The organism is Cryobacterium sp. M91 (assembly GCF_002929615.1).
GTDB lineage: Bacteria > Actinomycetota > Actinomycetes > Actinomycetales > Microbacteriaceae > Cryobacterium > Cryobacterium levicorallinum.
Map to the genome: position 1 here is coordinate 61339 of NZ_PJJT01000078.1, position 25133 is coordinate 86471.

20 protein-coding genes are annotated in these 25133 nt (G+C 62.2%); 8 read left to right on the plus strand and 12 right to left on the minus strand.

Translation table 11 applies throughout. From position 1 onward, the window contains the following. Positions 1 to 4 precede the first annotated feature (4 nt). Complete coding sequence (locus CXY80_RS06305; RefSeq protein WP_199182235.1) at positions 5 to 1831, minus strand: nucleoside-diphosphate sugar epimerase/dehydratase; 1827 nt, start codon at positions 1829 to 1831, stop codon at positions 5 to 7. 250 nt (positions 1832 to 2081) lie between these two features. Here CXY80_RS06305 and CXY80_RS06310 point away from each other — a divergent pair, with 250 nt between their 5' ends. Beyond that, positions 2082 to 3242, plus strand: a complete 1161-nt coding sequence (locus CXY80_RS06310; RefSeq protein WP_104131992.1) for a hypothetical protein — start codon at positions 2082 to 2084, stop codon at positions 3240 to 3242. A 98-nt stretch (positions 3243 to 3340) separates the two neighbouring features. Here the strand turns inward: CXY80_RS06310 and CXY80_RS06315 are convergent, their stop codons facing one another. Then, positions 3341 to 4693: a hypothetical protein gene (locus CXY80_RS06315; protein WP_104131993.1), complete on the minus strand. Its 1353-nt coding sequence runs from the start codon at positions 4691 to 4693 to the stop codon at positions 3341 to 3343. After that, entirely contained in the window at positions 4683 to 5729 is a 1047-nt protein-coding gene (locus tag CXY80_RS06320; RefSeq protein WP_158251586.1) for a YveK family protein, read from the minus strand. The genes CXY80_RS06315 and CXY80_RS06320 overlap by 11 nt, the downstream gene beginning before the upstream one ends. Before the next feature lie 149 nt (positions 5730 to 5878). On the opposite strand from CXY80_RS06320, the gene CXY80_RS06325 reads away from it, so the two are divergent. The 3 genes from CXY80_RS06325 to CXY80_RS06335 all read left to right on the plus strand — a co-directional run bounded on the left by CXY80_RS06325 (position 5879) and on the right by CXY80_RS06335 (position 11135). Beyond that, complete coding sequence (locus tag CXY80_RS06325) at positions 5879 to 8362, plus strand: glycosyltransferase (RefSeq protein ID WP_104131995.1); 2484 nt, start codon at positions 5879 to 5881, stop codon at positions 8360 to 8362. 160 nt (positions 8363 to 8522) lie between these two features. After that, positions 8523 to 9023, plus strand: coding sequence for an acyltransferase (locus CXY80_RS06330; protein ID WP_146070693.1), 501 nt, complete (start codon positions 8523 to 8525; stop codon positions 9021 to 9023). A gap of 180 nt (positions 9024 to 9203) precedes the next feature. Next, positions 9204 to 11135, plus strand: a complete 1932-nt coding sequence (locus CXY80_RS06335) for a hypothetical protein (protein WP_146070694.1) — start codon at positions 9204 to 9206, stop codon at positions 11133 to 11135. On the opposite strand, the gene CXY80_RS06340 is transcribed toward CXY80_RS06335, so the two are convergent. Then, entirely contained in the window at positions 11132 to 12043 is a 912-nt protein-coding gene (locus CXY80_RS06340; RefSeq protein ID WP_104131998.1) for a glycosyltransferase, read from the minus strand. The genes CXY80_RS06335 and CXY80_RS06340 overlap by 4 nt on opposite strands. Before the next feature lie 70 nt (positions 12044 to 12113). On the opposite strand from CXY80_RS06340, the gene CXY80_RS06345 reads away from it, so the two are divergent. From CXY80_RS06345 to CXY80_RS06355, 3 genes are read left to right on the plus strand one after another with little or no spacing between them, the layout of a single operon-like run. Then, positions 12114 to 13379 (plus strand): lipopolysaccharide biosynthesis protein, encoded by a 1266-nt coding sequence (locus tag CXY80_RS06345; RefSeq protein ID WP_104131999.1) that lies wholly within the window; start codon positions 12114 to 12116, stop codon positions 13377 to 13379. A gap of 30 nt (positions 13380 to 13409) precedes the next feature. Next, the gene (locus tag CXY80_RS06350; protein WP_104132000.1) at positions 13410 to 14579 is read left to right on the plus strand and encodes a glycosyltransferase family 2 protein; all 1170 of its coding nucleotides are present in this window, start codon (positions 13410 to 13412) and stop codon (positions 14577 to 14579) included. Further along, entirely contained in the window at positions 14579 to 15553 is a 975-nt protein-coding gene (locus CXY80_RS06355; RefSeq protein ID WP_104132001.1) for a glycosyltransferase family 2 protein, read from the plus strand. Before CXY80_RS06350 ends, CXY80_RS06355 begins: the two co-directional genes overlap by 1 nt. Before the next feature lie 40 nt (positions 15554 to 15593). Here the strand turns inward: CXY80_RS06355 and CXY80_RS06360 are convergent, their stop codons facing one another. The 7 genes from CXY80_RS06360 to CXY80_RS06390 form a co-directional block, all read right to left on the minus strand. After that, positions 15594 to 16001, minus strand: a complete 408-nt coding sequence (locus CXY80_RS06360) for a type II toxin-antitoxin system VapC family toxin (RefSeq protein WP_092452606.1) — start codon at positions 15999 to 16001, stop codon at positions 15594 to 15596. Beyond that, positions 15998 to 16249, minus strand: coding sequence for a type II toxin-antitoxin system Phd/YefM family antitoxin (locus CXY80_RS06365; RefSeq protein WP_092452609.1), 252 nt, complete (start codon positions 16247 to 16249; stop codon positions 15998 to 16000). Before CXY80_RS06365 ends, CXY80_RS06360 begins: the two co-directional genes overlap by 4 nt. Before the next feature lie 62 nt (positions 16250 to 16311). Continuing rightward, a complete protein-coding gene (locus tag CXY80_RS06370; protein WP_092452612.1) occupies positions 16312 to 17595 on the minus strand; it encodes an O-antigen ligase in 1284 nt (427 codons plus the stop codon). 22 nt (positions 17596 to 17617) lie between these two features. Continuing rightward, a complete protein-coding gene (locus CXY80_RS06375) occupies positions 17618 to 19159 on the minus strand; it encodes an O-antigen ligase (protein ID WP_104132002.1) in 1542 nt (513 codons plus the stop codon). A gap of 101 nt (positions 19160 to 19260) precedes the next feature. Further along, on the minus strand, positions 19261 to 19698 hold the full coding sequence (locus tag CXY80_RS06380; protein ID WP_104132003.1) for an SRPBCC domain-containing protein: 438 nt from the start codon (positions 19696 to 19698) through the stop codon (positions 19261 to 19263). An 85-nt stretch (positions 19699 to 19783) separates the two neighbouring features. Continuing rightward, on the minus strand, positions 19784 to 21241 hold the full coding sequence (locus CXY80_RS06385; protein ID WP_104132004.1) for an NAD(P)/FAD-dependent oxidoreductase: 1458 nt from the start codon (positions 21239 to 21241) through the stop codon (positions 19784 to 19786). Between the two features lie 177 nt (positions 21242 to 21418). Beyond that, positions 21419 to 22597: an acyl-CoA dehydrogenase family protein gene (locus CXY80_RS06390; protein ID WP_104132005.1), complete on the minus strand. Its 1179-nt coding sequence runs from the start codon at positions 22595 to 22597 to the stop codon at positions 21419 to 21421. Between the two features lie 125 nt (positions 22598 to 22722). Here CXY80_RS06390 and manA point away from each other — a divergent pair, with 125 nt between their 5' ends. Then, complete coding sequence (gene manA, locus CXY80_RS06395; protein ID WP_104132006.1) at positions 22723 to 24006, plus strand: mannose-6-phosphate isomerase, class I; 1284 nt, start codon at positions 22723 to 22725, stop codon at positions 24004 to 24006. A 167-nt stretch (positions 24007 to 24173) separates the two neighbouring features. On the opposite strand, the gene CXY80_RS06400 is transcribed toward manA, so the two are convergent. Continuing rightward, positions 24174 to 25130, minus strand: coding sequence for a GlxA family transcriptional regulator (locus tag CXY80_RS06400; protein WP_092452628.1), 957 nt, complete (start codon positions 25128 to 25130; stop codon positions 24174 to 24176). Between the last annotated feature and the right edge of the window lie 3 nt (positions 25131 to 25133).

Genomic DNA, 25133 nt, shown 5'->3' on the forward strand with positions numbered 1-25133 from the left:
TGATTCATTCTGTTCGCGACTCCGTTGCGCGGCGGTAGGGCGTAGCGACTCCGGCCCGTCGGTCCCATTCGGGCTTGTCAAGGTTCTTGGGGTCGAGGGCATCGACCATGGCGTGGGAAATCTTCGGGTGCAGGGGACGGGAGTCTGACTCGGTGTCGCCAAGAAGGACCTCGTGAATTTTTTCGCCCTGACGCAGCCCAGTGTAGACAATCTCAATCTTCTTGCCGGACATGGCGATCATGCGTTGGGCAATGTCGAGGATGCGAACGGGGACGCCCATGTCAAGAATGAGCACTTCGCCAGGACGGCCGATCCCTCCAGCTTGCACCACCAGCTGGCACGCTTCCGGGATAGTCATGAAGAATCGTGTGACGTCAGGGTGTGTGATCGTGACCGGGCCGCCCGCTTCGATCAGGGAGGTGAAGGTGGGAAGCATCGAACCTCGGCTGCCAATCACGTTTCCGAACCGCACAGACAGATATGCCCGCCCTGTGGCGACGGCTGTCCAGGAGGTGAGCTTCTCGGCGACCCGTTTGGAATGACCCAAAATGCTCGTCGGATTCGCGGCCTTGTCCGTCGAAATGTTGATGAATGTGCCCACATCGACCGACCGCGCCGCCTGAAGCACGTTGAGGGTACCAATGACGTTGGTCTTCCACGCCTCGTCGGGGTACTGCTCAAGCATCGGCAGATGCTTCAGGGCAGCCGCGTGGAAGACGACTTCGGGGCGGCGTTCGGTGAAGATCTTATTCAGCGCTTCGGGGTCTCTGATGTCCGCCAGAATGACGTCTCGCGAGTCCAGCAGGCCGTTGCCGTCGATGGTGATCTGCGTCGCTTGCAGTCCGGACTCATCGCGGTCGAGCATCATGAGCTCGGCCGGGCCGAACCTGGCGATCTGCCTGCACAACACGGAGCCAATCGACCCGCCGGCGCCGGTAACCAAGACCCGCTTGCCGGTGAGGTAGTCGGCAATCGACTCTACTTCCGTGTCGACGGGATTGCGGCCGATGAGGTCTTCTATAGATACGTCTTTGAGATCGCCGACGCCGAAGCCGCCCTCTAGGAGTTTCTCCATCAGTGGAAGCACGAGAACGCGGAGGCCGGCATGGCCTGCTGCGTCCGTGATGTCTCGGATGAGCGCAGCATCGGCCCGGGCCACGCAGACGATCAGCGAGGTTGCCTCAGTGCGCTGTGCAATATCGGTCAGATCATCTCGAGTACCCATGACGTGGATTCCGTGGACGGAAAAATTGCGTTTGGCGGGGCTATCGTCCACGAGCGCCACGGGCAGGTACTTGGAATGCCGGTCCGTGAGCATTTGTGGCACGAGGTGACCGGCTAGATATCCTGCGCCGTAAATGATTGCGCGTTCGGCCTCTTCGCCCGGTTTTGCCTTGATCTCGGCGGCCAGCCTGCGAAGGTACCGCGCCCCCCCCATGAGAACGAGCACGATCGGCAATGCCACGAGAACTGAACTTCTGGGCACGTGCATGACGGTGCCGAAAATGAGGACGGGGACGCCGATGACCACAGCGACGCTGCTCGCCGTTAGGGCGAGGGCTTGGACCTCGTGGAACGTGCCAACCCTGAACCGCCCGCGGTACAAATGCAGCAGCCGTCCAATGCTCCACTGGAGAACAATTGCGACGGCGCACAAAATCAACAGCGACACCCAATTTACCTGACGGACTGAAAATTCGTAGCGAAAAAACACTGCGAGAATGATCGCGAGGGTCCAAGCGGCTGAGTCGAAGACGAATTGGCCACCGAACATCGTTCGTAGGGGAGCGACTCGGAGATACACCCGACGCCGGTAGTTTGGTTTTTTCATGGCCCCTGATTCTCCCACACCACCGGGAGCTTGCCGACGACGCGAACGCCGTCAGGCTCAAACTCTTTCCCACTGCCGACGGTCTCTAGCCGATTAGCCCGTGACGACAGGCGCAGCGGCATTTCAGCTCGCGAACCATATCCAGCCCGTCCAGTCAGTCCAAATCTGCAGTTTGGACCAGCCGGGCACGGACGCTCTACGTACCGACGGCAGCCGATAGGCTTCGAAGACGTATATGTAAAGGACTAAAATGTTTTCCCTAATCGCCTCGCTGATACTAGGGGCACTTCTGCTCGGGCCTCTCGCTTGGCGTGCCAAGGTCATAGGCCCGACGGCGACGTCGCTCGTGATGCACAGCGCGAGCGCAATCTATATATTTCTTGCCTTCGGGATCACCGCAACAGACGCTTCTGTGTATCACACGCAAGCGATGGAGATGTTACACGGCGACTCGCAGCGGGGGATCGCAGCGGGCAAAGAACTCTGGGTTTACATGCTCAATGGCATATATTCGGTCTTTGGAATTGAACCTGGAATTGCTATCGCCCTGAACGTCATTCTGCTGGCGGCACTTCCCGTTATCTCCGCGGCACTTGCTTCTTCGCTGTCCCTTCCCCGCAACACCACAGCATGGATAACCGCCCTAGTTCCCCAGAGTCTCTTCTGGGGAGTCATCTTGCTCAGGGAAAGCCTTGTTTGGTTTCTCATCATGATCAGCGTTCTCGCGCTCGCGAAGATCTGCTCGGATGAACGAATGCTGGTATGGGTTCCAACTCTGTCGGTTTCGTTGGTCCTGTTCTTTTTCGCTCGAGGCACGATAGCCGTTATTTTCGCTGGAGCGTGTCTTATCGTCATGGTGATCGTGCGCCGGAAAATCATTCTCCCCGTTCTGTTCGGCTTCGGACTGTGGCTCTCAAGTCTCTTGTTGCCGGGTGCTGCCGAAATCACTTCGAAAGTTTCCGGCGCGGTCACGCGGACGCCGCCGACTTCTACTGGTTCAGGCGTCGTTACGAGCGGAGGTTCGGCATCAGGAGCCTTTTCCTATTTCGATGTCGGCGATGGGATAGCAGGTTATATCGCCCATAAATTCGCTTCGGGAGCGAGCGTAATGTTCGGGCCGTTCGTGTGGGAGTGGTCCCACATGAATGTGATTTTTATCGCGGATGGACTCATCTGGGTTGTTGCGTTTGTTCTTGCCTTGGTGGGGTTTTTCGCCACGAAAAACCGGCTTCAGGCTCTCGTGCTGGTGATCCCCATTGCCTTTTTAATTCTTAGCATGACTTGGACGTTGTCGGACTATGGAACTTCGGGACGACTGAAACTCATGGCATTATTTGTGATGCTTCCTCTCGTGGCTCAGGGGCTGGTGACTACCTTTTCCTACTGGAAATCAAGGCGGCACCGGCGCTAGTGGATCATGATGCGTGCGCTATCCGCACCGTCCACGTCGGTTCATCGTCATCGATTGTGGTCTGAGCGACAGTGGAGTTTCTGACTTGAATTCCGGTGTCAAGCGTCGCTGGCTCGTTGCACGTGAGAGCTCTCTTGATTGAGAAAGGCGCTCGCGGCGGCGAGCGGAAGGAATATGGCCCACATATGCCCTGGGGCCTGCAAATACGGGTTGGTCGCGTTGCCCACCAGCATGGCGATGGATGTGGACAAAAAGACGATAACCGTGGGTTTGAACCGGAGTGAGTGAGCCACCGATCTCCGGATGAGAAGGAAGCCGACAGCGAGGGTCATGACGAGCAGTAGCAGGCCGACGAGCCCAACGTTGAATGCCAAGAGATGATACTGCAGCTCAAGCACCCACGGTCGTTCTGACGTACGGGCGTAGCCGGGGATCTGTGTGCCGAAGCCGCTTCCAAAGATAGGACTCACTGTCCACGCCTGGGTGAGCTGTGAGGCTTCGTCGGTTCGGATACTTTCGTCGGCATTCAGGCTCGCCGAGGTTCCGGTGAAGAAGGATGAAATCGATCGCAAGGTCGTCTTGAGAGGTGCAAAGAAGTCGATCGCTGGAGCGAAAACTGCAATCGCGCCGACCAAAATTGCGCCGCTAAATAATGCGATTGCAGCGGTTCGGGGACGAACAGTCGCGGAGACGCGGGGGCCAGCGCGAAGATAAACGTGAACCATCAGGACGATGAGCGGCGTTAGCACCATCACGATCATGATGGCGCTTCGGCTGGAAACCATGGCGGCTGCGAGGGCGATGCCCGCGCAGAAAAGCCGAATGGGCCAAGGCGGCAGCAGTGGCGGCCGTTGCACTAGCAATGAGGCGACCCACAGAGGCCCCAATGCGGTCAGAGAGGAGAGACCAAAAGAACGTGCTTGAGTGCCGTCAAAAAAGAACGTCGCTCCCAATCCTGTCTGTTCTTCTAACCAGGGCGGAACTAGTTGCGGAATGGCGCCTGACTCGCCGTAGACGAAGAGAATCAGGGTCATCGACACCAAAACTGTAGCGACAGCTGCCCCCCAAAAAAGGACTTCGAGCGCGAACGGCGTTGCAGCTGCTGCGCAGGCCAGAAGCAGTCCTGGTGCCAATACCCAGATGAGCAAGGTGTAGGGCAGGCCTGGGTTTGAGCCGCCAATGGCGATTCCGTAGGCCGCGAGGATTGCGATGGCGAGTGCAATAGCGATGAGTTCGGGTGCAATTTTGCGCCCTCGCATGAGGGAAGCTACGGCCAGAAATCCAATGATTGTGAAAACGGAGTAGAGCACCAAATTGTTCGAAACAGGGCGAAGCATGATGTACGTCAGGCCGAGTGCGGCGAGAACGGATGTCGCCCGGGCCGGGCCCTTGCCGTGGAATTTTTCCAGTAACTGTGAAGGGGCGCGGGCGGGCAAGAACTTACCTGTCATCGCGTGGACTTCGGGCGAATCGGCCCAGAGGAACAGAGCCGTTCTGAGTAAGTACGATGATTCCGCCTGCGGGAACGGCCAGAAGTTCAAGTTGCGCGAGCACAACGTTGATTCCAGGGATTGTGTCCTTGCCGAGGCACACCACGACCACAGCGCTGTCTACTCGGTCGGGGGACTCCAAGGCTTCCCGACTCCCCAGCCTTGCCGGAGAATCAACAACCGTATAGCGGTCACCGAGTGCCAGGGAAAGGCGTTCGCTTAGCACCGACTTTCCGGGGCGTTCACCCGCCGATACGAGGGCAATGGAATGAACTTCTCGAAACCGCTTCGCAGTCTGAATGATTCCTGCGATGAGGTCCGTTTCTGCTGATTCGCCGGAACGTGCAGTTGCCAGAATTGGAATTGTAGTGGCAGCCTCGATCTGCTCGACGGAGTAGATCGTGCGCGTCCATCCCTGTCGAAAGAGAACAAGCGCGGAACCAAGGAGTAGGCCTCCGAAGATCGCCAAGCCCAGCAAGAGCGGAGGGTTCGGCGTGATGGGCGCGGTCGGAGCGACTGCAGGTTGGACCTGAATAAGTTTCAAGTGTGAAGGAGTCCCTGCGGCCAGAGCAAACGTTGAGATGGCTTCCGTGGCTATTCGGTTCGCGATCGTGGCGGCCGTCTCAGGGTCCGACCACGTGACGTTGATTTCGAGGATCGAAGTATCGAGCGCTGACTGCGCGGTGACGTGTGATGCAAGCATTTCACCGGAGATGCCGAGTATCAATCCCTCAGCGACAGGCGAGAGCACCAGCGGGGTCGAAATCAACTGCTTAAAAGTTATGGTTCGGGCATTTGCCGTTTCGACCGCTTGGCTGAGCTCGTCGATGGAGCTGGTTGAAATCGTTTCAACGTCGACGTAGATCAAAGTCGCGGCGTGGTACGAGGGTGTCTGAAGGAACATCGCCGCGATCGCCGGTATTAGACATATAGCTATCGTGACCACGATCACTCTGTACGCTCGCAGGAGTATCCGGATCAGTTCTCGAAGTTCCAAGCTGTGCACCTAATCCGTCGTCGTAAATTTGGGTCGTTTGCTCGAAGGCTCATTTCGCGCCTGAGCTGAGCACCATATGGGCGCGGGACATGCATTCCCCGCCCGTTGGTAGTGTTAATCACACTATTCTCCCACCAAGAAAGGCCCGCATGACCAAGCTCCGACCGGGTGTCGTTTCCGTTGTGCTCGTGAACTACCGAGGCACCGACGACACGATCGAGGCGCTCGAGCACCTCAAGAACCTGAACTGGCCCGAAAACAAGCTCGAGATCATCATCGTGGAGAACGCCTCGGGTGATGACAGCGAACAGCGGCTCCGAGCCGCTGCGCCGCAGGTGAAACTGATCGTCTCGAAGGAGAACCTCGGGTTTGCCGGCGGCTGCAACCTGGGCGTGGCAGCGAGCTCCGGGCGGTACCTGGCGTTTCTGAACAACGACGCCAAGCCGGATGCGCAGTGGATCGCCGCGGCCGTGGCGACCTTCGAAAAATCTCCTCGTATTGGCGCGGTTGCCAGCAAGGTTGTCGACTGGGATGGCCTTCTGGTGGACTACATCGGGTCGGCCATGACCTGGTTCGGCATGGGCTACAAGCCCCTCACCGGGCAGCCGCTACCGACAACGCCGGATGTTGAGCAGGACGTGCTGTTCGGCACTGGCTCGGCCATGTTCGTTCGCCGGGATGTCTATGACGAGCTCGGCGGCTTCGACGAGCGCTACTTCATGTTCTTTGAAGACGTCGACCTGGGTTGGCGGCTCAACCTCAAGGGATACCGCTATGCGTATGCGCCGGCATCCATCGCCTTCCACAAACACCACGCGTCCATGGGCTCGTACGGATCGTTCAAGGAGACTTATCTTCTTGAGCGCAACGCCCTGTTCACGCAGTACAAAAACCTCGGCGACGAAGCTCTGGCCAAAACGTTCCCCGCCACATTGGCCCTGGCCGTGCGCCGCGCCGTAGCGCGCGGAAGCCTCGACTCCACCGAATTCGATTTGCGCAAAGGCGCCGACAACGGGCCAGACACCACGGTGGCAAAAGAGACCGTCGCTGGAATGTACGCGATTGATCAGTTCGTCGAAAATCTTCCCTCGCTGCTGATCTCGCGCAACGAGATCCAGTCGAGCCGCGTGGTAGCCGACAACCGTATCTGGCCGCTTTTCGTTGAAACGGATGCTCCCTCCTACCCCACCGAGCACTACCTCGAGGGCTACGACAAGATCATTCAGGCCTTCGGAGTGACCGAGGTGCCCGTGCTGAACCGGGTGCTCATTATTACCGGCGACCCGATCGGCGCCAAGATGGCGGGTCCGGCCATTCGTGCCTGGCACATGGCCGAGGCGCTTTCCAAGGACAACGCCGTGACTCTCGTGACTCTGGCGGGAGCCGAGCCGGTCTCTGCCCCATTCGAGATCGTGCACGTGCGACCGGGCGATGACCGGGCCATGCGCAAACTGGAATCGGCCAGTGACGTGATCGTCTTCCAGGGCCTCGCCATGGCGCTGTTTGATTCCCTGCGCAAGAGCGACAAGATCATCGTCGCCGATATCTATGACCCGATGCACCTCGAGCAGCTGGAACAGGGCCGGGAGCAGGGCACGGAGCAGTGGAAGCGGCAGGTCTCCGACGCCACCGACGTACTCAATGAGCAACTCGCTCGCGGAGACTTCTTTCTCTGTGCGTCTGAACGCCAGCGCCACTTCTATCTGGGACAGCTCGCAGCGCTGGGTCGCGTCAACCCGGCAAACTACGCCGACGACCCCGACCTCACCGACCTCATCAACGTCGTGCCGTTCGGCCTCAACCCCGTCTTTCCGCCAGCGACCAGCCCCGTGCTCAAGGGCGTGCTGCCCGGAATCGGTGCCGACGACAAACTGCTGCTCTGGAGCGGTGGGCTGTACAACTGGTTTGACCCGAAGACACTGATTTCTGCCGTGGCCGATCTGTCAACGCGCCACGACAACGTTCGGCTGTTCTTTCAGGGCACCAAGCACCCGCACCCCGGCGTGCCCGAGATGGGAATCGTCGCCGAGTCGCGTGCCCTGGCCAGTGAGCTCGGCGTGCTGGATCGTGCCGTCTTCTTCAATGCCTCCTGGGTTGACTACGCCGAACGGCACAACTACCTCGGTGAAGCGGATGCCGGCGTCAGCACGCATTTCGCGCACGTCGAGACCACTTTCTCCTTCCGCACCCGAATTCTCGACTACCTGTGGGCCGGGCTGCCGATGGTGGTCACCGAAGGCGATCATTTCGCGGAACTCGTCGCAGCGGAGAAGCTCGGCATCGTCGTTCCCTCTGGCGACGTCGCGGCGCTCACGGATGCCCTGGAAAAGGTGCTCTTCGACGAGACGTTCATCAAGGCCGCACGCAGAAACATCAAGCGGGTTCGCGCTGAGTACGAGTGGCAAACGGTGCTGGAACCGCTGGTCAGTTTTGTTGCTGATCCTCGCCACGCTCCCGACCTGATCGAGAGCGGCGTCGTGGCAGCCGGAAACGGCGTTGTGCGTCGTACCTTCGTTCGCCCGCCGAAACATGGCATTCGGCACGACATCGGTCTCCTCGTGCACTACCTGCGTGCCGGTGGACCGCGCGTGGTCGTCAAGAAGGTTCAGAGCAGACTGCGCCGTCGAAAGTGATCGACATATCCGCGCGCGGAGTCATCATCTTTCGGGAGGGCTCCGGTACAGTCAGGTCGTGGGAAGGGACGCTGCCTCGAGTATGAGATTCTTCAACAGGACCAAAGTGGTGCACGAGCCTTCTTATTCGCAGAATTGGGAGTTAGGGCACGGAACGAGCGTGGTTACAGACGGAGTTTCCGAAACCGTTCTGGCTCGAATTTCTATTACCAGCGGTTCCAATTGTTCGATTGACCTTTCCGGGCTTGCCACCTTGAATACGACATTGCAAATATTTATGTCCGACGACTGCCACCTGATCCTTGGCGAAGGGATGATGGTCAACGGTGCACTCCGGCTATTCATGCACGAGCCGTCTTCTATCACCATCGGAAGTCACTGTCTGTTTGGCGGGGGTGATGTGTGGACGTCCGACATGCACTCCATCCTCGACAAGGACACTGGCGAGCGACTGAATCCTGCCGAAAGTATCGTCATTGACGACAGAGTTTGGTTGGGCGCCGAGGTGCTGATCTTGGGAGGGAGTCGCGTTGGACGTGACTCTGTGGTCGCTGCCAGGTCGCTCGTAACGGGCAAGACCTTTCCCGACAACTCCGTTATCGGTGGGCAACCGGCGAAGGTGCTGCGCAGCAATGTCGTCTGGGATATTCGAATCCGATAGCGGAATCGATCGCCTACTGTTGAAACTTGGGTTCACCGCGTCTCCTCGCGGATCTCAGGCTTGATCGAGCAAGGGGAAAATGTGTCATCGTTTCAGACGGGGGGAGCACCATCAGCTTCGGCTGAGTGGTTCGCCCGATATCGCCGGTTCATTTCACCGAAAAGCGACAATCTGCCTCGGGTGCGAGTGCTTCTGGCTCTGCCGGCATTACTCGTGCTGGTGGGAATCGTGCTGGTGGCGCTCGGGATCAATGGATCTTCCTCGGGGGTCTTCCACGACCAGATCTCGTACGGGAGTGACCCTGACCTGATCGCCGGCCAGCCCCAGGCCACTCGATCCGACGAGTGGAACGTGCAGACAGTGTGGGCGATCGCCCAAGTAGAGCAGGGCCTTCCACTCACCAATGCGACGTTTCCGGGCGGGATGGACGCCACCCTGCCTCAGGACCTCCCGCGCGTGGACTGGACCGTTGCCTTTCGCCCGCACCTATGGGGTTTCATGGTGATGGACGTGGACCACGCCATAGCCTTCAAATGGTGGCTGCCGGGATTGGCGCTCATCGCGGCTGCGTACGTGTTTCTCGTGTCGGTCATTCCCCGTCGTCCAATCGTTGTGGCCATGATTTCCGTCGGGTTTTTCTTTAGCCCGCTCTTCCAATGGTGGTATTTATCCACGACTCTTTGGCCCGCAGTGTGGGCTTTGACAAGCATGGCGGCCTTAGTTTGGGCGTTCAAGAGCTCATCGGTGGCATCACGATGGATCTGGGCAAGCATCGTCGGATATCTGACTGTTGTAATGGCGACGGGGATCTACGTTCCATTCATAGTGCCTGCCGTTCTGGTGGTCGTCTTCTTTGCCGTTGGTCAGCTCGTAGATCACCTTCGACAGAGGCCCTTCCGAGGTGGTGTTTTCAAGCGCATAGCTCCACTGCTGGCCGGGGGCCTCGTCGCATCCGCGGTTACCGGTCTCTGGCTGTATTCCAAGCGCACTGTTGTGGATGCGTTTCTTGGAACGGCCTACCCTGGAGACCGCTCGTCGCCGCCCGGAATGGGCGATCTGCCGAGTTTCATGTCAGCTGTCGGATCGTCGTTCACACAATCACTCAACGACCAGCGCGCGGGGCTTTTGGGCGCCAACTCTTCTGAGGCATCCACTTTTTTCTATATTGGGATCTTTCTGCTGCCAGTCGTCATTTGGATCATTGCCCGGGAGATGAAAGCAAAGAGGTCCGTACCGTGGACCCTGGTCGGCCTGATTTTCGTTGTGGTGCTGTTTCTTGCCTACCTTTTTCTCCCCGGCTGGGACGGTCTGTCGAAGCTCCTTCTGCTCGACAAAACAACCGGAAACCGTGTTCGCTTAGGCATGGGGCTGGCCTCAATCGGGCTGCTGGCTTACGTTGTCAGCTATCTGGACAAGTACCGGTTGCGGGCCGGTTGGTGGCTCGCAATTATTCCTGCGGGGTTGTTTTTAGCATCTCAATTGCTCATCGGATACGTGGCTCTTCGCGGGCTCCCCGCGATGTTGGAGACGGCGCAACTATGGTGGGTTTGGGCCACCTTGTCTGCTGCATCAATTTTCTTCTTCGCCCGGCGACAGCCGCGGCTCGGTGCCGCAGCATTTCTCATTGTCACCGTAGCTGGGAGCGCACTCACGAACCCGGTGTACCGCGGCGTGCTTGACCTGCGCGAAACAGACGTCTCGCAGGCCATCATGGCTATTGATGAAGCAAACCCGCAGACCTGGGTGGGGGTCGGTAGCGGGTTGACAACCGCAATGCTGCTTGAATCTGGTGTGCGCGCCTATAACGGTTTTCAAGGCGCGCCGTCACAGCAGATGTGGGCGGCTGTCGACCCGGCGGACGCTTACGAGTTTCAATGGAATCGCCTCGCCGGAGTGAGCTGGACAGCAGCGCTGGGGGAGCCTGTTGTATCGAATCCCGCGGCAGACCAAATCAGCGTTACGTTCGACGCATGCTCACAGTTCGCCCAGGAAAATATTCAATACGTGCTATCGACCGACCAGCGCATTGACCACGCTTGTTTGTCCACAGAGTCGGGTTTCGACCTACCGAAGTCACAAATGTTTATCTACAAGGTCGTACCGAACAGCTAGGAGTCCTGCGCCACCATACTCACCTTGAGTCCTAGAACGTGCCGAACGAGAACTCGCAGGCCTGAGCTGTTACGTGCCGCTACCGCCTCGGGGATCCTGGTCATCGCATTAATCCGCGATGAAGCATGCGTGCGCGCCACCCGGGCGGCACGTCGCCAGCCTCGATTGGAAAATTCTCGTGTAAGATCCCGAAAAAACGCCTGCTCTTCGGCAAACCGGCTGCCCTCGGCTGCACGCCACGACGACACGCTGCCTGAGTGACGCCGATACTCGAATACCACTTGATCATCGACGACCAGTCGTGCACCCGCAAATGCTAGATCGATGGCGAGTGCGAGGTCTTGAACAACTTTGTAATTGGGGCGGAATCCGATACGACAAATAGCATCCCGCTGCCACGCTATGGCCGGGAAGTTCATCCAGTTGCCTCGGGTGAGGCTGAGCGCCATCCGCTCACCGGAAAGCTCGAGGGAACCGTGGAAGCGTGGGCGATATACCGCCTTCATTCGATCAACGAGGTTCATCGTGACATCGCCATTTTCGTCAATTACCCGCGTTCCCGGGTGGATGAAGGTGGCCTCGGGGTGCATGTCGATCAATTCTTTGATACGCGCAACGTAACCGGGGAGCATGACGTCGTCACAACCGAAAATCGTAAGCCAAGGAGCCTCAGCTAGGTCGATGGCGCTCTGAAAGTTTGCGTTGATGCCCACATTCACCGTGTGACGGACGTACCGGATTCGCGGGTCTCCAAGCTCGACCAGCCACTGTCCGGGAGCCTCCTCGGGGTTGTGATCGTCAATGACCACCAACCTCCAGTCAGGGTCAGTCTGGGCGAGGATGCTGTCGACCGCGGCGCGAAAATGGTCCGCTCGGCCGTAGAAGGGCATCATGATGTCCAGTGTCACGTTGAGGCTCCTTTGTCGGGCGGCACACCGAATGGCTCGTGCCTGCACTGCTGCCGGGTAGCATTTGTAGGTGAATCGATCCGCACTCGCGTCCCAGGCCGCTGTCTCCACAGTAGGCGTACTTGTGCTGGGTCTGTCTCGCTTCGGATACTCCGTGCTGATCGGGCGCTTCATGGGGCCCGGCGATCTCGCGCACGTGTCGGCCTGGTTGGCTCTGGCGCTCATCCTGTCCCTGCTGTGGCCGACGGGAGCAGGGAACGCGGCGTCACATTTTCTTGCACACGCGCGTTCGTTAGGTCACACCCCTGTCCATTCCATGCGACTCATCCTGCGAACATTCTGGCTCTCGTGCGTTGTGATGCTTGCCATCGGGATACCCATTAGCATCCTGGCTTTGGGAGCGGAGCTTGCCGACGTCGTGGTGATCGCTGCCCTGATCGTTTCCTATTCTGGGTACATCTTGGCGCGGGGAATTGAAGTGGGCCTCGGGCGAATTGAACGAGCAGCCATATGGGACGTCGTGGCGGCGCTTGCCACCATGACGTTGCTTGCTGTCGTGCTCTGGGCCGGGCTGTCGTGGGCTCTTTTGTGGCCGATCACCATCGGTTATGCAATCTTCGGTATTCAGACCTGGCTGCGGGCGCAGCATGGACACGAGGGATTGCGACAAGAAAGTATTGTTGAACCGACGAGCATTTTGAAGCTGACGTCGTGGAATTCCCTGGGGCTGCTGGCTTCAAACGGTCTGATTCAATTCGCGATGGTCTACGTATTTATTGTTGAATCGCCGGTTAAGGCGGGCTTGTTCGCTGCGGCGATGTCGCTCGCGACTCCCGCCTCGATGCTGAGCCAGGCAGTCACTCAAGTTCTAATTCCCCGTTTCTCAGAATGGTTGGCAACGGATCCAGCTGGAACCCGCCGTCGATATGTTCTGGTCTTGGCGGGTATGGCGGCTGGACTTGCGGCTGTTTTTGGCGCGGTTACCCTCGCGAGTCCCCTCATCGTGAACGTGGTCTTCGGAAGCCAATATGACGGCGCATCCACAATCATGTCCATGCTGTTGGCAGGTATTTTTGCATTCTCCATCGGGCTGGTCGCGACCGCGTACCTTCTCACCAGCAATCGTGTTGTCTCTGCCACGGTCTTCTCCATCACGGGACTGGCCGTTGGACTCGGAACTATGATCGTTGTTACGCCCCTGTGGACGGGAACTATCGCGGCCTCGATCGGCGTCACTGTCGGCTATACCGTGACTGCACTCGGGGTTGTGGTGGTGTCGCTCCTGCCCCAGAGAATGCCCACCCTGCGGGCGACGACTTATGATCCGATAGGCTGAAAAGCCGTCTTCGCAACACAAAAGGATGCAATGCTCGACACCAGCACTATTGAACTCTCGATTGTCATGCCTTGCCTCAATGAGGCCGAGACTTTGGCAGTATGTATCGGCAAAGCGATGGGGTACCTCAAGCGGTCCGGCGTTGTTGGTGAGGTTGTCATTGCTGACAATGGCAGCACCGATGGCTCGCAGCTGATCGCGGAAGAGCGCGGCGCTCGGGTCGTCGCGGTCGAAGCCAAGGGCTATGGCAGTGCGCTAATGGGGGGCATTACCGCGGCGTATGGCACCTACGTGATCATGGGCGACGCCGACGACAGCTACGATTTCGACAACTTGGAGCCGTTCGTTGAACGCCTGCGCGCGGGCGATGAACTCGTGATGGGTAACCGTTTTCGTGGAGGTATCGAGCCGGGAGCTATGCCGCCGCTACACAAGTACCTCGGTAACCCCGTTCTGTCCACGATCGGACGTATGCTGTTTCGTTCCGAGATTCGTGACTTCCACTGCGGGCTTCGAGGTTTCAATCGTGAGTCCATCCTGAGTCTGGGATTGGTCACGACCGGCATGGAATTCGCCAGCGAGGTCGTCGTCAAATCGACTTTGGGGGCGCTCCGCGTCAGTGAAGTTCCGACCACTCTGAAGAAGGACGGCCGGAGCCGCCCTCCTCACCTGCGCAGCTGGCATGACGGATGGCGCCACCTGCGTTTTCTGCTGATCTTCAGCCCCCGCTGGCTGTTCTTGATTCCGGGGACGGCCGCATTCGTGCTTGGTTTTGTCGGCGTGATGTTGCTGGGATTCGGTCCCGTCGTTGTTGGCCGGGTCGGCTTCACCTATTCGTCGCAGCTTTATCTCGCTGCGCTCACCGTGGTGGGCTACCAGTCGGTATTGTTTGCCATTCTCACGAAGATTTATGCGCAGCGTGAAGGATTTCGCATCCCTCGCAGCCGCAACTTCGATCGCTTGCAGAAGCGCATTAGCCTCGAGAGTGGCGCTATCGTCGGCCTTTTGCTCTTTGTCGTCGGACTCGGCGTAGCTGTTGCTCAGCTCGTTGGTTGGGCCTCGAACGGCTTCGGCCCCCTCGAGGCGGGTGCCACGCTCCGAGCGGCAATTCCGGCAGCATTGCTCATGATGCTTGGGGCGCAGACGATCATGGCCGGTATGTTCCTTGGTGTCTTGTCGGTTGGTGTGAAGCGTAGCTAATGGCCGCGCGTGTCTCAGTCGCATTGTGCACCTACAACGGCGCCGCCTATCTTGAAGAGCAACTGCTCAGCGTTTTGGGGCAATCGTTGCGACCCGACGAGATTGTGGTTTCCGACGACGGTTCGACGGACGAGACGTTGGACGTCGTTCAGCGAGTTATCTCAGCCGCGCCTGCCGTGGAGGTTCTTGTGCTGACGAACGCAACAGCCCTCGGGGTAACGGCTAACTTCGAGAAGGCCCTCGCGGCCTGCACGGGCGATCTCATCGCGCTCTGCGACCAGGACGACGTCTGGTGGCCCGACCGGGTGGAGCGCATGGTGGCCGAGTTCACCAGTCGACCGGCATTGCAGATGGTGCACGCCGACGCGCGGCTCGTTGATGCTGCCGGCGCTCCTCTGGGTCTCACCTTGCTGCAAACCTTGGGTGTGTCGGATGCCGACCGCGCGGCTGTGCACGCGGGGCACGCGACTGACGCTTATCTTCGCCGCAATATCGTTACCGGCGCAACGATGATGGTTCGGCGAGAGCTGGTCGAGCGCTCACGGCCGTTCCCCGCCGCGTGGGTGCACGATGAGTGGATGGCCATGGTCGCCGCAGCGACCGGTCTGGTCGACCTGCTCGAAGAGCCACTCACCGACTATCGGCAGCACGGAGGCAACCAGATCGGCGTGACCACGCTCGACGCCTCCGGCAAGCTCGGGCGGCTGCGGGCACCGCGCACGGCACGCAACGCGCGGCTGTTGGCGCGAGCCGCCGAGCTGCAGCGTCGGGCGGCGACGTTCGAGCCGGAGGCATCCGCTTCGGTGTTGGCGCTGATTGATGCGAAGCTCGCGCACGAGGCGCGGCGCAGCGCGCTGCCGGTGGCGCGGTTGCTGCGGGTTGGGCCGATTGTGCGCGGATGGAGGTCGGGGGACTACTCCCGGTTCGGTCTGGGGCTACAGGATGTGCTGCGGGATCTTGTGCAGCCGGTCTGACGTACCTTCGGCCCAAACTTCGAACGCTGTGACGTAGCACCTAGTCGGTGCTGCGCCCGGGGGTGCGTACGCGCAGGCCGACGGCGTCGGCTGCCGTCTGCTGTCGAGCATCGTACGTGATGAACTCGTTCGCTCCCGCTTGAAGCGCCGCGGCGATGTGGAGGGCGTCCAGGCTCCGCAAGCTGGCGCCGCTGAGGAGTCCGGCTTCGCGAAAGACGCTGCGGTTCATGTCCATCAGGGCTAACCGTGAGAGCACGTCAGTGACCGCGGTCTGCGGGATTCCTGTTCGCGTGGCTATGCGCCGTAATTCGGTTTCCACGAGAAAGGCCGAGACCAGATCGGCGTCCCCGCCGGCGACCCTGTCGTCCAGGTGCTTCCGGAGAGCACTGCTCTCTGCCTCGTCTCCGAGCAACTTTGCGACGGCAGAGGTATCCAGGTAGGTAATCAACGCTCGGCGCGCAGCTCTTCCAGAGCGGACTCGGTGCTCACTGCAATCTTGAAGAGCGGCAGGGCTGAAAACCCGCCGCGGATCAGTGGCGGGCGGTGTCGAATCCCGCCGAGCGGCACTACGGGCGGTGGGGACAGTACGGCGACGACCTCGCCGTGATTGGTGACCTGGAGAGTCTCGCCATCCCGGACGGCCCGGAGCACCTCGGCACTGTTGTTGCGTAAATCGCGATGAGCGATTGTTCTCATGCCGTCACTGTAGCAGGCGTAGCAGTTGGGACCCAAGGGGTGGAGCTGCCGAATCGATCGCGTTACGGGGCGTCGGGGTGCGGTTTGTGCGGCAGGGCGCTGCGCCAGCTCAGGCTCTGCGCGGCCTTGACCGAACAGATCACCAGCAGCAGCCAGCCGAACTCGAACAGAATCGTGCTCTCCGCCGCGCTGCTCACTAGCAGGGTGACGAGTATGAGCGGCGCCCAGACGTAGACCAGCGAGCGCTTGTTCGAGGCGAGCAGCCAGGAGCGCACAAAGGCCAGCAGCACCAGGGCGAGAAAAGCGAGAAAGCCGATCAATCCAACCTGAAAGTACACGTCCAGGTAGGCGTTGAGGCCGGTCTGGTGCATCCGTCCGGTGGTGAATTCGAGCCAGCCGTAGGGTGTGACGTCTTGCGGCCAGAATCCGGCCCAGCCCCAGCCCTCAAGCGGATGCAGCTCCACCAGCCGCCACATCTCCCTCCAGAGCGAGGACCGCGCTTCGAACTCGCTGCCCGCGTTGAGGGTATCGATGATGGCCGTGCGACCGAGCCAGGCCGCGCCGGCGGCGACGAGGGCCGCGCTCAGGAGGCCGAGCTGCAGCATCCGTCTGCCAGCAACGGGGGTGCGACGCAACCGGTAGAGCGCCAGCGCTGCGACGGTGACACAGATCGCGACGACGACCACGACGGGGGAGCGGGTGAGTACCAGGCAGATGCCGGCCAGCCACATCGAGCCGAGGCCGAGGCTGCGCGGAATCGACCGGGCGCGCAGCTCGACGTAGAAGGTGACGGCGGCGATGAGCGCGATGAGTCCGAAGACGTTGCGGGAGCCGAAGATGCCCTGGATCGGGCCGAGCTGGTCGATATCGCCGACCACGTCGAGAAAGGCGATCGGCAGGTCGAGCAGCAGGCCGGAGAGCACTTCGAGCACGATTGAGAGGCCGAGCAGCACGCGCAGCACGTCGCCGGTGGCGCGCACCACCTGAAAGGTGTCGCGCACGAGGGCCACGTAGATGGCGAGGAATCCGACGGTGACCTGGTAGCTGACGCCGATGATGGTCGAGGCTGTGTAGCCGCTCCACACACTGGACAGCGCGCACCAGGCCACGAATACGATGATCGAGATGGGCAGCAGGCCGTGCCACTCCACGATGGGGCGGCGGGCGAGCAGGGAGAGCACGGCGAGAACGACCAGGCCGCCGAGAATGCCGATGAGCCCGGCCCAGCCCATGACACTGCGCAGCAGATGGGTGCTGAACGCGGTCGCCAGAATAATGAGCGTGAGTGCGGCCGCGAATTTCGGCGACGCGAACACCCGGCGCAGGTCCTCAGGCAGGGTGGTCATCCTCTAATTTACCGCGCGCAGGTCACGGCATCGGCCTGGGCGCGTGCTGCTGCCGTTTGGTGACGACGGCGAGCACGATGAGAATCACCCAGCCGCTCTCGATCAGCAGCCGGCTCTCGGCCACGCTCTGCGCAATCAGCGCGGCGAGCAGCAGCAGGGGCAGCAGCGCGGAGACGGCGAACGGTTCGGTGTCCTCGATGCCGAGGCGCGGACGGTCGACGGCGAGAAACCAGGCCCGCCACAGGGTCGAGAAGACCAGGGCGGCGAACAGAATCACGCCGACGATGCCGAGCTGCAGCCACACGTCGAGCCAGGCGTTATGCGCCTGCAGGTAGGTGACGCCCTTGCGGACGGCGAGGTCGTTGAACGGTTCGACCCACGGCACCCAATAGCTCACCCAGCCCCAGCCGAAGACGGGGCGTTCCTGGGCGAGATTGGTGACGCTGGCCCAGATGTCGAAGCGACCGGTGAGATCCTCGCTGCGGCCGAGCAGCCCGAACAGCTGCGACGAGAACAGCGCGAGGGTCGCTGCCACCGCCAGAACGGATGCCGCGGCCACGAGATACAGCGGCCGCCGGTGCTGGTCGTGCAGTCGTCGGGCCCAGAGGGCGAACAACAGGGCTGCGACGACGGCGACCAGCGAGACGGTGACCGTGGCGGAGCGGGTGAGCAGCAGCATCCCGACGGCCAGGCCCAGCCAGACGAGGCCGGCGCCGCGCTTGACGAGGCCGGCTCTCAGTTGCACGATGAAGACGATGATGGCTGTTAGCGCGATGAATCCGAGCAGGTTGCGGTTGGCGACGATGCCCTCGATGGGGCCGCCGGCGAGCAGCAGGCCCTGTGACCAGTAGAAAGCGTCGGGAACCTTGGCGTTGCCGTAGTCAACGAAGAACGGCAGTACCGGATTTCGGATGACGACGGCGACGAAAAGCTCGAATACGAGGCTCAGCGCGAGTATCCAGCGCAGGGCGCCGGCCAGGGTACGCAGCAGCTCCGGCCAGGTGAGGGTCACGGCCAGGAACAGGGCGGCGAGGGTCGTGATGAGTTGCAGCGTGATTCCCAGAGCGGATGCCCCCGGGTAATACGACCACGCGATCGACAGGGTGGCCAGCAGCAGGAACGCGGTGATGGTCTTCGGAAACTTGCGCCAGTTCAGTGCGGGGGCGAGGGCGGCCTGGTAGGTGTTTCCGCGGGCGATGTCGCGGTCGGTGGGGGTGTCGTCCTGGGCTGGTGTGGGCGCTGCGGTCGTTGAAACCGCGGCTGCGCCGTCGGCATGTACCGGGACCGAGGCTTCCGTGTCAGCGTGCGAGGAGACTGCGGACGCGTTTGCGGGGGCTGCGTTTAGGCGGGTTGCTGTGGCTGTAGCTGCGTTGGCGGTTGCCCGGCGGCGGGCGTTGTGGCGCTGGGTGCTCAGGCCGATCACGCTGCCGATGACCACGATCACGGCGATGGCGCCGAAGCCCCACCAGCCGCCGAGGTTGCGCCAGAACTGGCCGGCCAGAACGGTGAACCAGACGAAGGTCGCGAAGAGTCGAATGACGAGGCGACTCTGCACGGCGGACATGGCTTCAGATTACCGGTGTTGTTCTCACCCCTATCGCGAGAGCGCAAAAAGTGCCCGATTGGAGTGCCCAATCGGGCACTTTTTGCGCTCTCGTGGGACAACTAGTCGGCGTGGCCCTCGGCGAGGTAGGCGAGGCGGCGCAGGGTCTCCGAGTTGCGGTAGCGGATGGCCAGATCGCTCAGGGTGGTGGGAACCAGGCGTGCCGGGCCGGCGACGACGTCTTCGGTCATGCGCACGAGGCATCCGTTTGGGTGATCTTGAATGTCGATCGACACGTGGGCCTCGCCAATCGGCCAGCCGCGGGCCTGCAGCAGGGCGTGGCGGGGCGCCTGCCATTCGAGTACGGATGTGCTGTCGTCGAGCAGGGCCGGCCAGACTCCGACCGAGTGGTGCAGACGGCTGCCGACCGCGGGCCAGATCGTGTCGACGTCGCGCATGCGGCTCGCGCCGACGACCCAGGTGGGGTAGAGCCATCCGTTGTGCAGCACCGCGAAGACCTGCTCGGGAGTGCAGCGGAATTTTCGATAGTTCACAGCCATCGGGTCTCCTTCGGTTTGTCGCGAGAGCGCAAAAAGTGCCCGATTGGAGTGCCCAATCGGGCACTTTTTGCGCTCTCGCGGGTTGTTAGGGGGAGAGGGCGGGGGGCGTCGTGATGTTGTACTCGTGGCGGAGGGCGCTGAGGGCGGCGCGGTAGCCGCACATTCCGTGCACGCCGGGGCCGGGCGATGTCGACGACGAGCAGAGGTAGACGCCGGGCAACGGGGTGTGCCACGGATCGCCCGAGAGCACCGGACGACGCAGCAGCTGCGCGAGGCTGATGGCTCCGGCCGCGATGTCACCGCCGACATGGTTGGGATTGTGGTTCTGCATCTGCGCGGCGGTCTGCCCAGCCGAGGCGAGAATGACATCGCGAAAGCCGGGGGCGAAGCGCTCGATCTGCCGGGTGATCTGCTCGGTCTGGTCGCGGGTCGAGCCAGCCGGCACGTGTGTGTAGGCCCAGAGCACGTGCTTGCCGGCGGGAGCGCGGGTGGCGTCGAGGATGCTCGGCTGCGCGGCGAGCACGTAGGGGGAGTCGGCGTGCCGGCCGCGGGCGACGGCGTTTTCGGCGCGGGCCTGGTCGGCGCGGGTGCCGCCGACGTGCAGGGTCGGCGCTCGCCGCAGGTCCGCGGCGGTCCAGGGCACCGGTTCGGAGAGCGCGAAATCCACCTTGGCGACGGCGTTTCCGTAGCGAAACCGTGTCATGGCGGCCGCGTAGCGGTCGGGCAGGGCGCCGGCGGCGAGGCCCACGAGGGCGCGGGGGGTCACGTCGAGCAGCGTCACGCGTGCCGGCGGCAGCTCTCGGAGACTTACGATGTCGGCATCCGTTATTATTTCGCCGCCGTGCGCGAGCAGGTCGTCGGCGAGGGCCCGCACGATGGCACCGCTGCCGCCGGTAGGAATCGGCCAGCCGCCGGCGTGCGCGTGCGCCGCGAGCGTCAGCCCGGCGCCGGCGGTCGACGGGCTCGGCAGTCGCCCGATCGAGTGCGCAAACGTGCCGGTGAGCAGCGCCGGCGCGGTTTCCCCGGTGAAACGCCAGTTCCAAACCGGACTGCCCTGCTCCAGCGTGCGCAGCCCGAAGCGGGCCAGCGTGAGCGGATGCCGCGGCACGCGCAACAGCGCATCCCCGGTCAGCTCGGCGATGGCTCCGATCTGGTCGACGAGCGGCCCGAGCAGGTTCAGCCAGGCCGGGCCGTCACTGCCGAGGCCGGCGGCGGTGCGTTCGATGTCGTGCCAGGACACGCCGGCCCGGCCGCCGGGCAGCGGATGCCCGTAGGAGATCTCCGGAACCCTGAGTTCGATGCGATCCTTGAGGCCGAACTTTTGAAAGAACTCGGAGGCCAGCGCGAGCGGGTGCACGGCGCTCCCCACATCGTGGTGAAACCCGGGCAGGGTGAGCTCGGCGGTGGCCGCCCCGCCGCCGATCTGAGGATTGCGCTCGTAGACCCGCACTTTGAGCCCGGCGCGGGCGAGCGTGACCGCCCCGGCGAGTCCGTTCGGGCCGGATCCGACGACGATCGCGTCGAGCTCCTGGTCGGTCGTCACGCCGGTCCGTGCTCGTCAAGTGTCATTCCGACACCGTAGCCCGAGTCGGGCGGACGCACACCTTGCGCGGGCATCCGCTCGCGTAGCCAACGCCGGTAAATTTGCGACACGCTGTCTCAAACGGATTGCGGTGACCCGGCGTGTTGCAAAATTCACCGGCATTACGGACGGCGCGACTCAGACGAAGGCAGCCTGGCCCGTGATGGTGCGACCCACGATGAGCGTGTTCATCTCCTGGGTGCCCTCGTAGGAGTAGATGGCCTCGGCGTCGGCGAAATGGCGGGCCACGTTGTATTCGAGGGTGACTCCGTTGCCGCCGAACAGCTCCCGGCACCAGGCCACGGTCTCGCGCATACGGCTGGTCGTGTAGGCCTTGGTCAATGCGGAGTGCTCGTCGCGCTGCACGCCCTGATCCTGCAGCTGCGACACCCGCACCACCATGCCGAGGCTGGCGGTGATGTTACCGAGGCTCTTCACCAGCAGGTCCTGCACGAGTTGGTGCCCGCCGATGGACTTGCCGAACTGCACGCGTTCGTGTGCGTAGGCGACGGCCGCGTCGTAGGCGCCGATGGCATTGCCGACGGCCGCCCAGGACACCTCGGCGCGGGTGGCCCGCAGCACCTTCGCGGTGTCCTTGAACGAGTTGGCGTTCTGCAGGCGCAGGCTTTCGGGAACGATCACGTCGGTCAGCACGATGTCGGCGTTCTGTACCGCGCGCAAGCTGATCTTGCCCTCGATTTTGGTGGCCGTGTATCCGGCGGTGTCGGTAGGAACGATGAAGCCCTTCACCTGATTGTCGGCCGTGTCCTTGGCCCAGATGATCGTCAGGTCGCTGAAGGTGGCGTTGCCGATCCAGCGTTTGGCGCCGTTCAACGTCCAACTGTCACCGCTGCGGGTCGCGGTGGTGCGGAGGCCCTGCGCTGCGTCGGAGCCGCTCAACGGCTCGGTCAGCCCGAACGCCCCGACGATCTCGCCGGAGGCCAGGCGCGGAATCCACTCGGCGCGCTGCTCGTCCGAGCCGCACGCTTCAAGGGTGCCCGCGGCGAGACCGTTCTGCACACCGACGAAGGTGGCGACGGATGCATCCACTCGCGCCAGTTCCAGCGCCACGAATCCCCGGAACACCGCCGAATTCTCAAACGGTTTCGTCGATTCCCAGCCGAAGGAGTACATGCCGAGCTCGGCGAGGGGCTTGATGACCTGGGTGGGAAATTCGGCGCGATCCCAGCATCCGTTTGCGATCGGCCGCACCTCCTTTTCGAGGTAGGCGCGCAGCTTGATGATCGCGGCTTGCTCGGGCTCGGTGAGCAGGTCTTCGTAACCGAAGAAGTCGCTGCCGAGTAGTTCAAAGGTCATGGTTGCTCCGTTGCATAGACTGCGGCCGACAGGCGACCGGTGAATTGCCGCCAGCCTAGGGGGCTTGTCTGAGCGCCCCAACCCGGTTGGTAGTTTGGTCTAAACAGTTGTAGAAGGAGCCGAACATGTTTGTGGGCATCACCAATACCCCGCGCAATTACGCCTGGGGTTCCACTCGCGCCATCGCCGACCTGCTCGGCCGCACGCCGTCGGGCGGGCCGGAGGCCGAACTGTGGTTGGGAGCCCATGCCGGGTCGCCGTCGGTGATCGAGGATCCGGCCCTGGTCGGCGGGTGTGACACCCTCGCCGCGTGGATCGCGGCGGCGCCGGAGGTAGCACTCGGCGCTGATTGGGCCAGTCGAGAAGCGGCTGCGGCCCCACGCCTCCCATTTCTGCTCAAGATTCTCGCGGCCGGTCGCCCGCTGTCGCTGCAGGCGCACCCGACGAGCGCGCAGGCCCGCGCCGGGTTCGAGCTCGAGAACGAGGCGGGTGTGGCCATCGACGCCGGCAATCGCAATTACCGCGACCCGTTCCACAAGCCCGAGCTGCTCGTTGCGCTCAGCGACACCTTCGAAGCGCTCTGCGGTTTTCGGCCGCTCGCCGAGGTGCGCGGCATCATCGCCGAGTTGAGGCTGCTCGATCTCGCGACCGATGATTCGCAGGCCGCGATCATCGACCTGCTCGAGAGCCACCTGACCCGGGGCCTGCCCGACACCGTCGACTGGCTGCTGCGCGACGGTCGCGGCGGAGACTCCGGCGAGGTGGAATGGCTGGTCGAACGGGTCGTGGCGCTCGCCGAACACGCCCAGTTTCTGGCTGAGGGGGGAGCGGCCATCGGCTATGCCCGCGAACTGGCGGCGGTACGTGTGCTCGCTGCCGAGTACCCCGGTGACCCCGGAATCGTGCTCGCCCTGCTGCTGAACCGGGTCTCCCTGCAGCGCGGCGAGGCGATGTATCTGCCGGCCGGCAACATCCACGCGTATCTGTCCGGGCTGGGCGTCGAACTCATGGCCGCCTCCGACAACGTGTTGCGTGGTGGGCTGACCGCCAAGCACATCGACATCGAGGAGCTGCTCGCGGTACTCGACTTCTCTCCGGCTCCCTCGCCCTACCTCGCGCCGATCGTTCTCGGCGATGGTGTCTCGCTGTATCGTCCGGACGTGCCCGACTTCGAACTCGTGCACATTGAAGCGGATGCCGATGCTGCGTCGTCGTCGCCCGTTACGATGCGACAGATCACCCTCACCGGTCCGGCGATTGCCATCTGCACGGCTGGCGGGTTTCTGGTGGCCGGGGCCGCGTCGTCGCGGCCGCTGAAGCGCGGCCAGGCTGTCTATGTCACGCCCGACGAGGGCACGCTGACCTTCGCTGGAACTGGCGAGGTGTTTCTGGCGACGACGGGCGCGTAAGCCGGGTTTCGCAGGCAGTCAAGCATTGGTCGATTGCGGTCTCGACAAGCTCGACCAGCGGACTGTCTGGGTCTCGTAGGCGAGTCGGGAGCAGCCTCGGGGAGGCAACCATTTCTCGGCGGTCGAGCTTGTCGAGACCGCCGTACGAACGACGTGAGGCCGCGCGGTTAGCCGGCCTTGCGGGGGCCGAAGGCCCGCCGGTAGGCGGTGGGAGTGGTCTGCAGAACCTGCAGAAAATGATGGCGCATCACGGCCGCCCCGCCGAAGCCGGTGTCGATGGCGATCTCCTCGAGGCTGCTTGAGGAGTCCTCGAGCAGTTCCTGCGCCCGAAGCAGCCGCTGCCGGTTGAGCCAGCGGGTCGGCGTGGTGCCGATTTCGGCGCGAAACCGGCGGGCGAAGGTGCGCGGTGACATGAGCGACTTGCGGGCGAGTAGATCGACGGGCAATTCCTGGTCGAGGTGGCGCAGCATCCACTCGGTGACGGCGGCGAAGGATTCGTCCTGGCAGTCGACGACCGATGCTTCGATGTACTGGGACTGGCCGCCATCGCGCTGCGGCGGCACGACCATGCGGCGTGCGATCACGTTCGCGACGGTCGCGCCCAGTTCCTTGCGCACGATGTGCAGCGCGGCGTCAATGCCGGCGGCGGTGCCGGCTCCGGTGACGACGTGATTGTCTTCCACAAACAGGACGTCGGGGTCGACGGTTGTATTCGGGTAGGCCCGGGCGAGGGCCTCGGTGTACATCCAATGGGTCGTACTGCGGCGCCCATCGAGGATGCCGGCCTCGGCCAGCACGAACGCGCCGCTGCACACGCTGAGCACCCAGGCACCGCGAGCCTCGGCGTCGCGCACGACCTGCAGCACGCGCGGGTCGATTGCCACTCCGATAGCGTAGGCCGGGATTGCGATGAGGTCGGCGTCAGCGGCGGCGGCGAGGTCGTCGTGCACGACGATGTCGAAGCCGATCTTGGTGCGGATCGGGCCGGGTTCGGCGGCGACGACGTGGAAGTCGAACGCCGGCCCTCCGTGCACGCTGCGGTCGATGCCGAACACCTCGCAGATGACGCCGAATTCGAACGGCGCCAGACCGGGGAGGGTGACGCAGACGATTTTCTGAAGCATGGG

What these genes read in the sequence shown, in the direction of transcription:
- CXY80_RS06325 (WP_104131995.1), top strand. Translation starts at nt 5,879, where the DNA reads ATGACCAAGCTCCGACCGGGTGTCGTTTCCGTTGTGCTCGTGAACTAC.
- CXY80_RS06355 (WP_104132001.1), top strand. Translation starts at nt 14,579, where the DNA reads ATGGCCGCGCGTGTCTCAGTCGCATTGTGCACCTACAACGGCGCCGCC.
- CXY80_RS06350 (WP_104132000.1), top strand. Translation starts at nt 13,410, where the DNA reads ATGCTCGACACCAGCACTATTGAACTCTCGATTGTCATGCCTTGCCTC.
- CXY80_RS06370 (WP_092452612.1), bottom strand. Translation starts at nt 17,595, where the DNA reads ATGACCACCCTGCCTGAGGACCTGCGCCGGGTGTTCGCGTCGCCGAAA.
- CXY80_RS06375 (WP_104132002.1), bottom strand. Translation starts at nt 19,159, where the DNA reads ATGTCCGCCGTGCAGAGTCGCCTCGTCATTCGACTCTTCGCGACCTTC.
- CXY80_RS06390 (WP_104132005.1), bottom strand. Translation starts at nt 22,597, where the DNA reads ATGACCTTTGAACTACTCGGCAGCGACTTCTTCGGTTACGAAGACCTG.
- CXY80_RS06400 (WP_092452628.1), bottom strand. Translation starts at nt 25,130, where the DNA reads ATGCTTCAGAAAATCGTCTGCGTCACCCTCCCCGGTCTGGCGCCGTTC.
- CXY80_RS06365 (WP_092452609.1), bottom strand. Translation starts at nt 16,249, where the DNA reads ATGAGAACAATCGCTCATCGCGATTTACGCAACAACAGTGCCGAGGTG.
- manA (WP_104132006.1), top strand. Translation starts at nt 22,723, where the DNA reads ATGTTTGTGGGCATCACCAATACCCCGCGCAATTACGCCTGGGGTTCC.
- CXY80_RS06380 (WP_104132003.1), bottom strand. Translation starts at nt 19,698, where the DNA reads ATGGCTGTGAACTATCGAAAATTCCGCTGCACTCCCGAGCAGGTCTTC.
- CXY80_RS06305 (WP_199182235.1), bottom strand. Translation starts at nt 1,831, where the DNA reads ATGAAAAAACCAAACTACCGGCGTCGGGTGTATCTCCGAGTCGCTCCC.
- CXY80_RS06310 (WP_104131992.1), top strand. Translation starts at nt 2,082, where the DNA reads ATGTTTTCCCTAATCGCCTCGCTGATACTAGGGGCACTTCTGCTCGGG.
- CXY80_RS06315 (WP_104131993.1), bottom strand. Translation starts at nt 4,693, where the DNA reads ATGACAGGTAAGTTCTTGCCCGCCCGCGCCCCTTCACAGTTACTGGAA.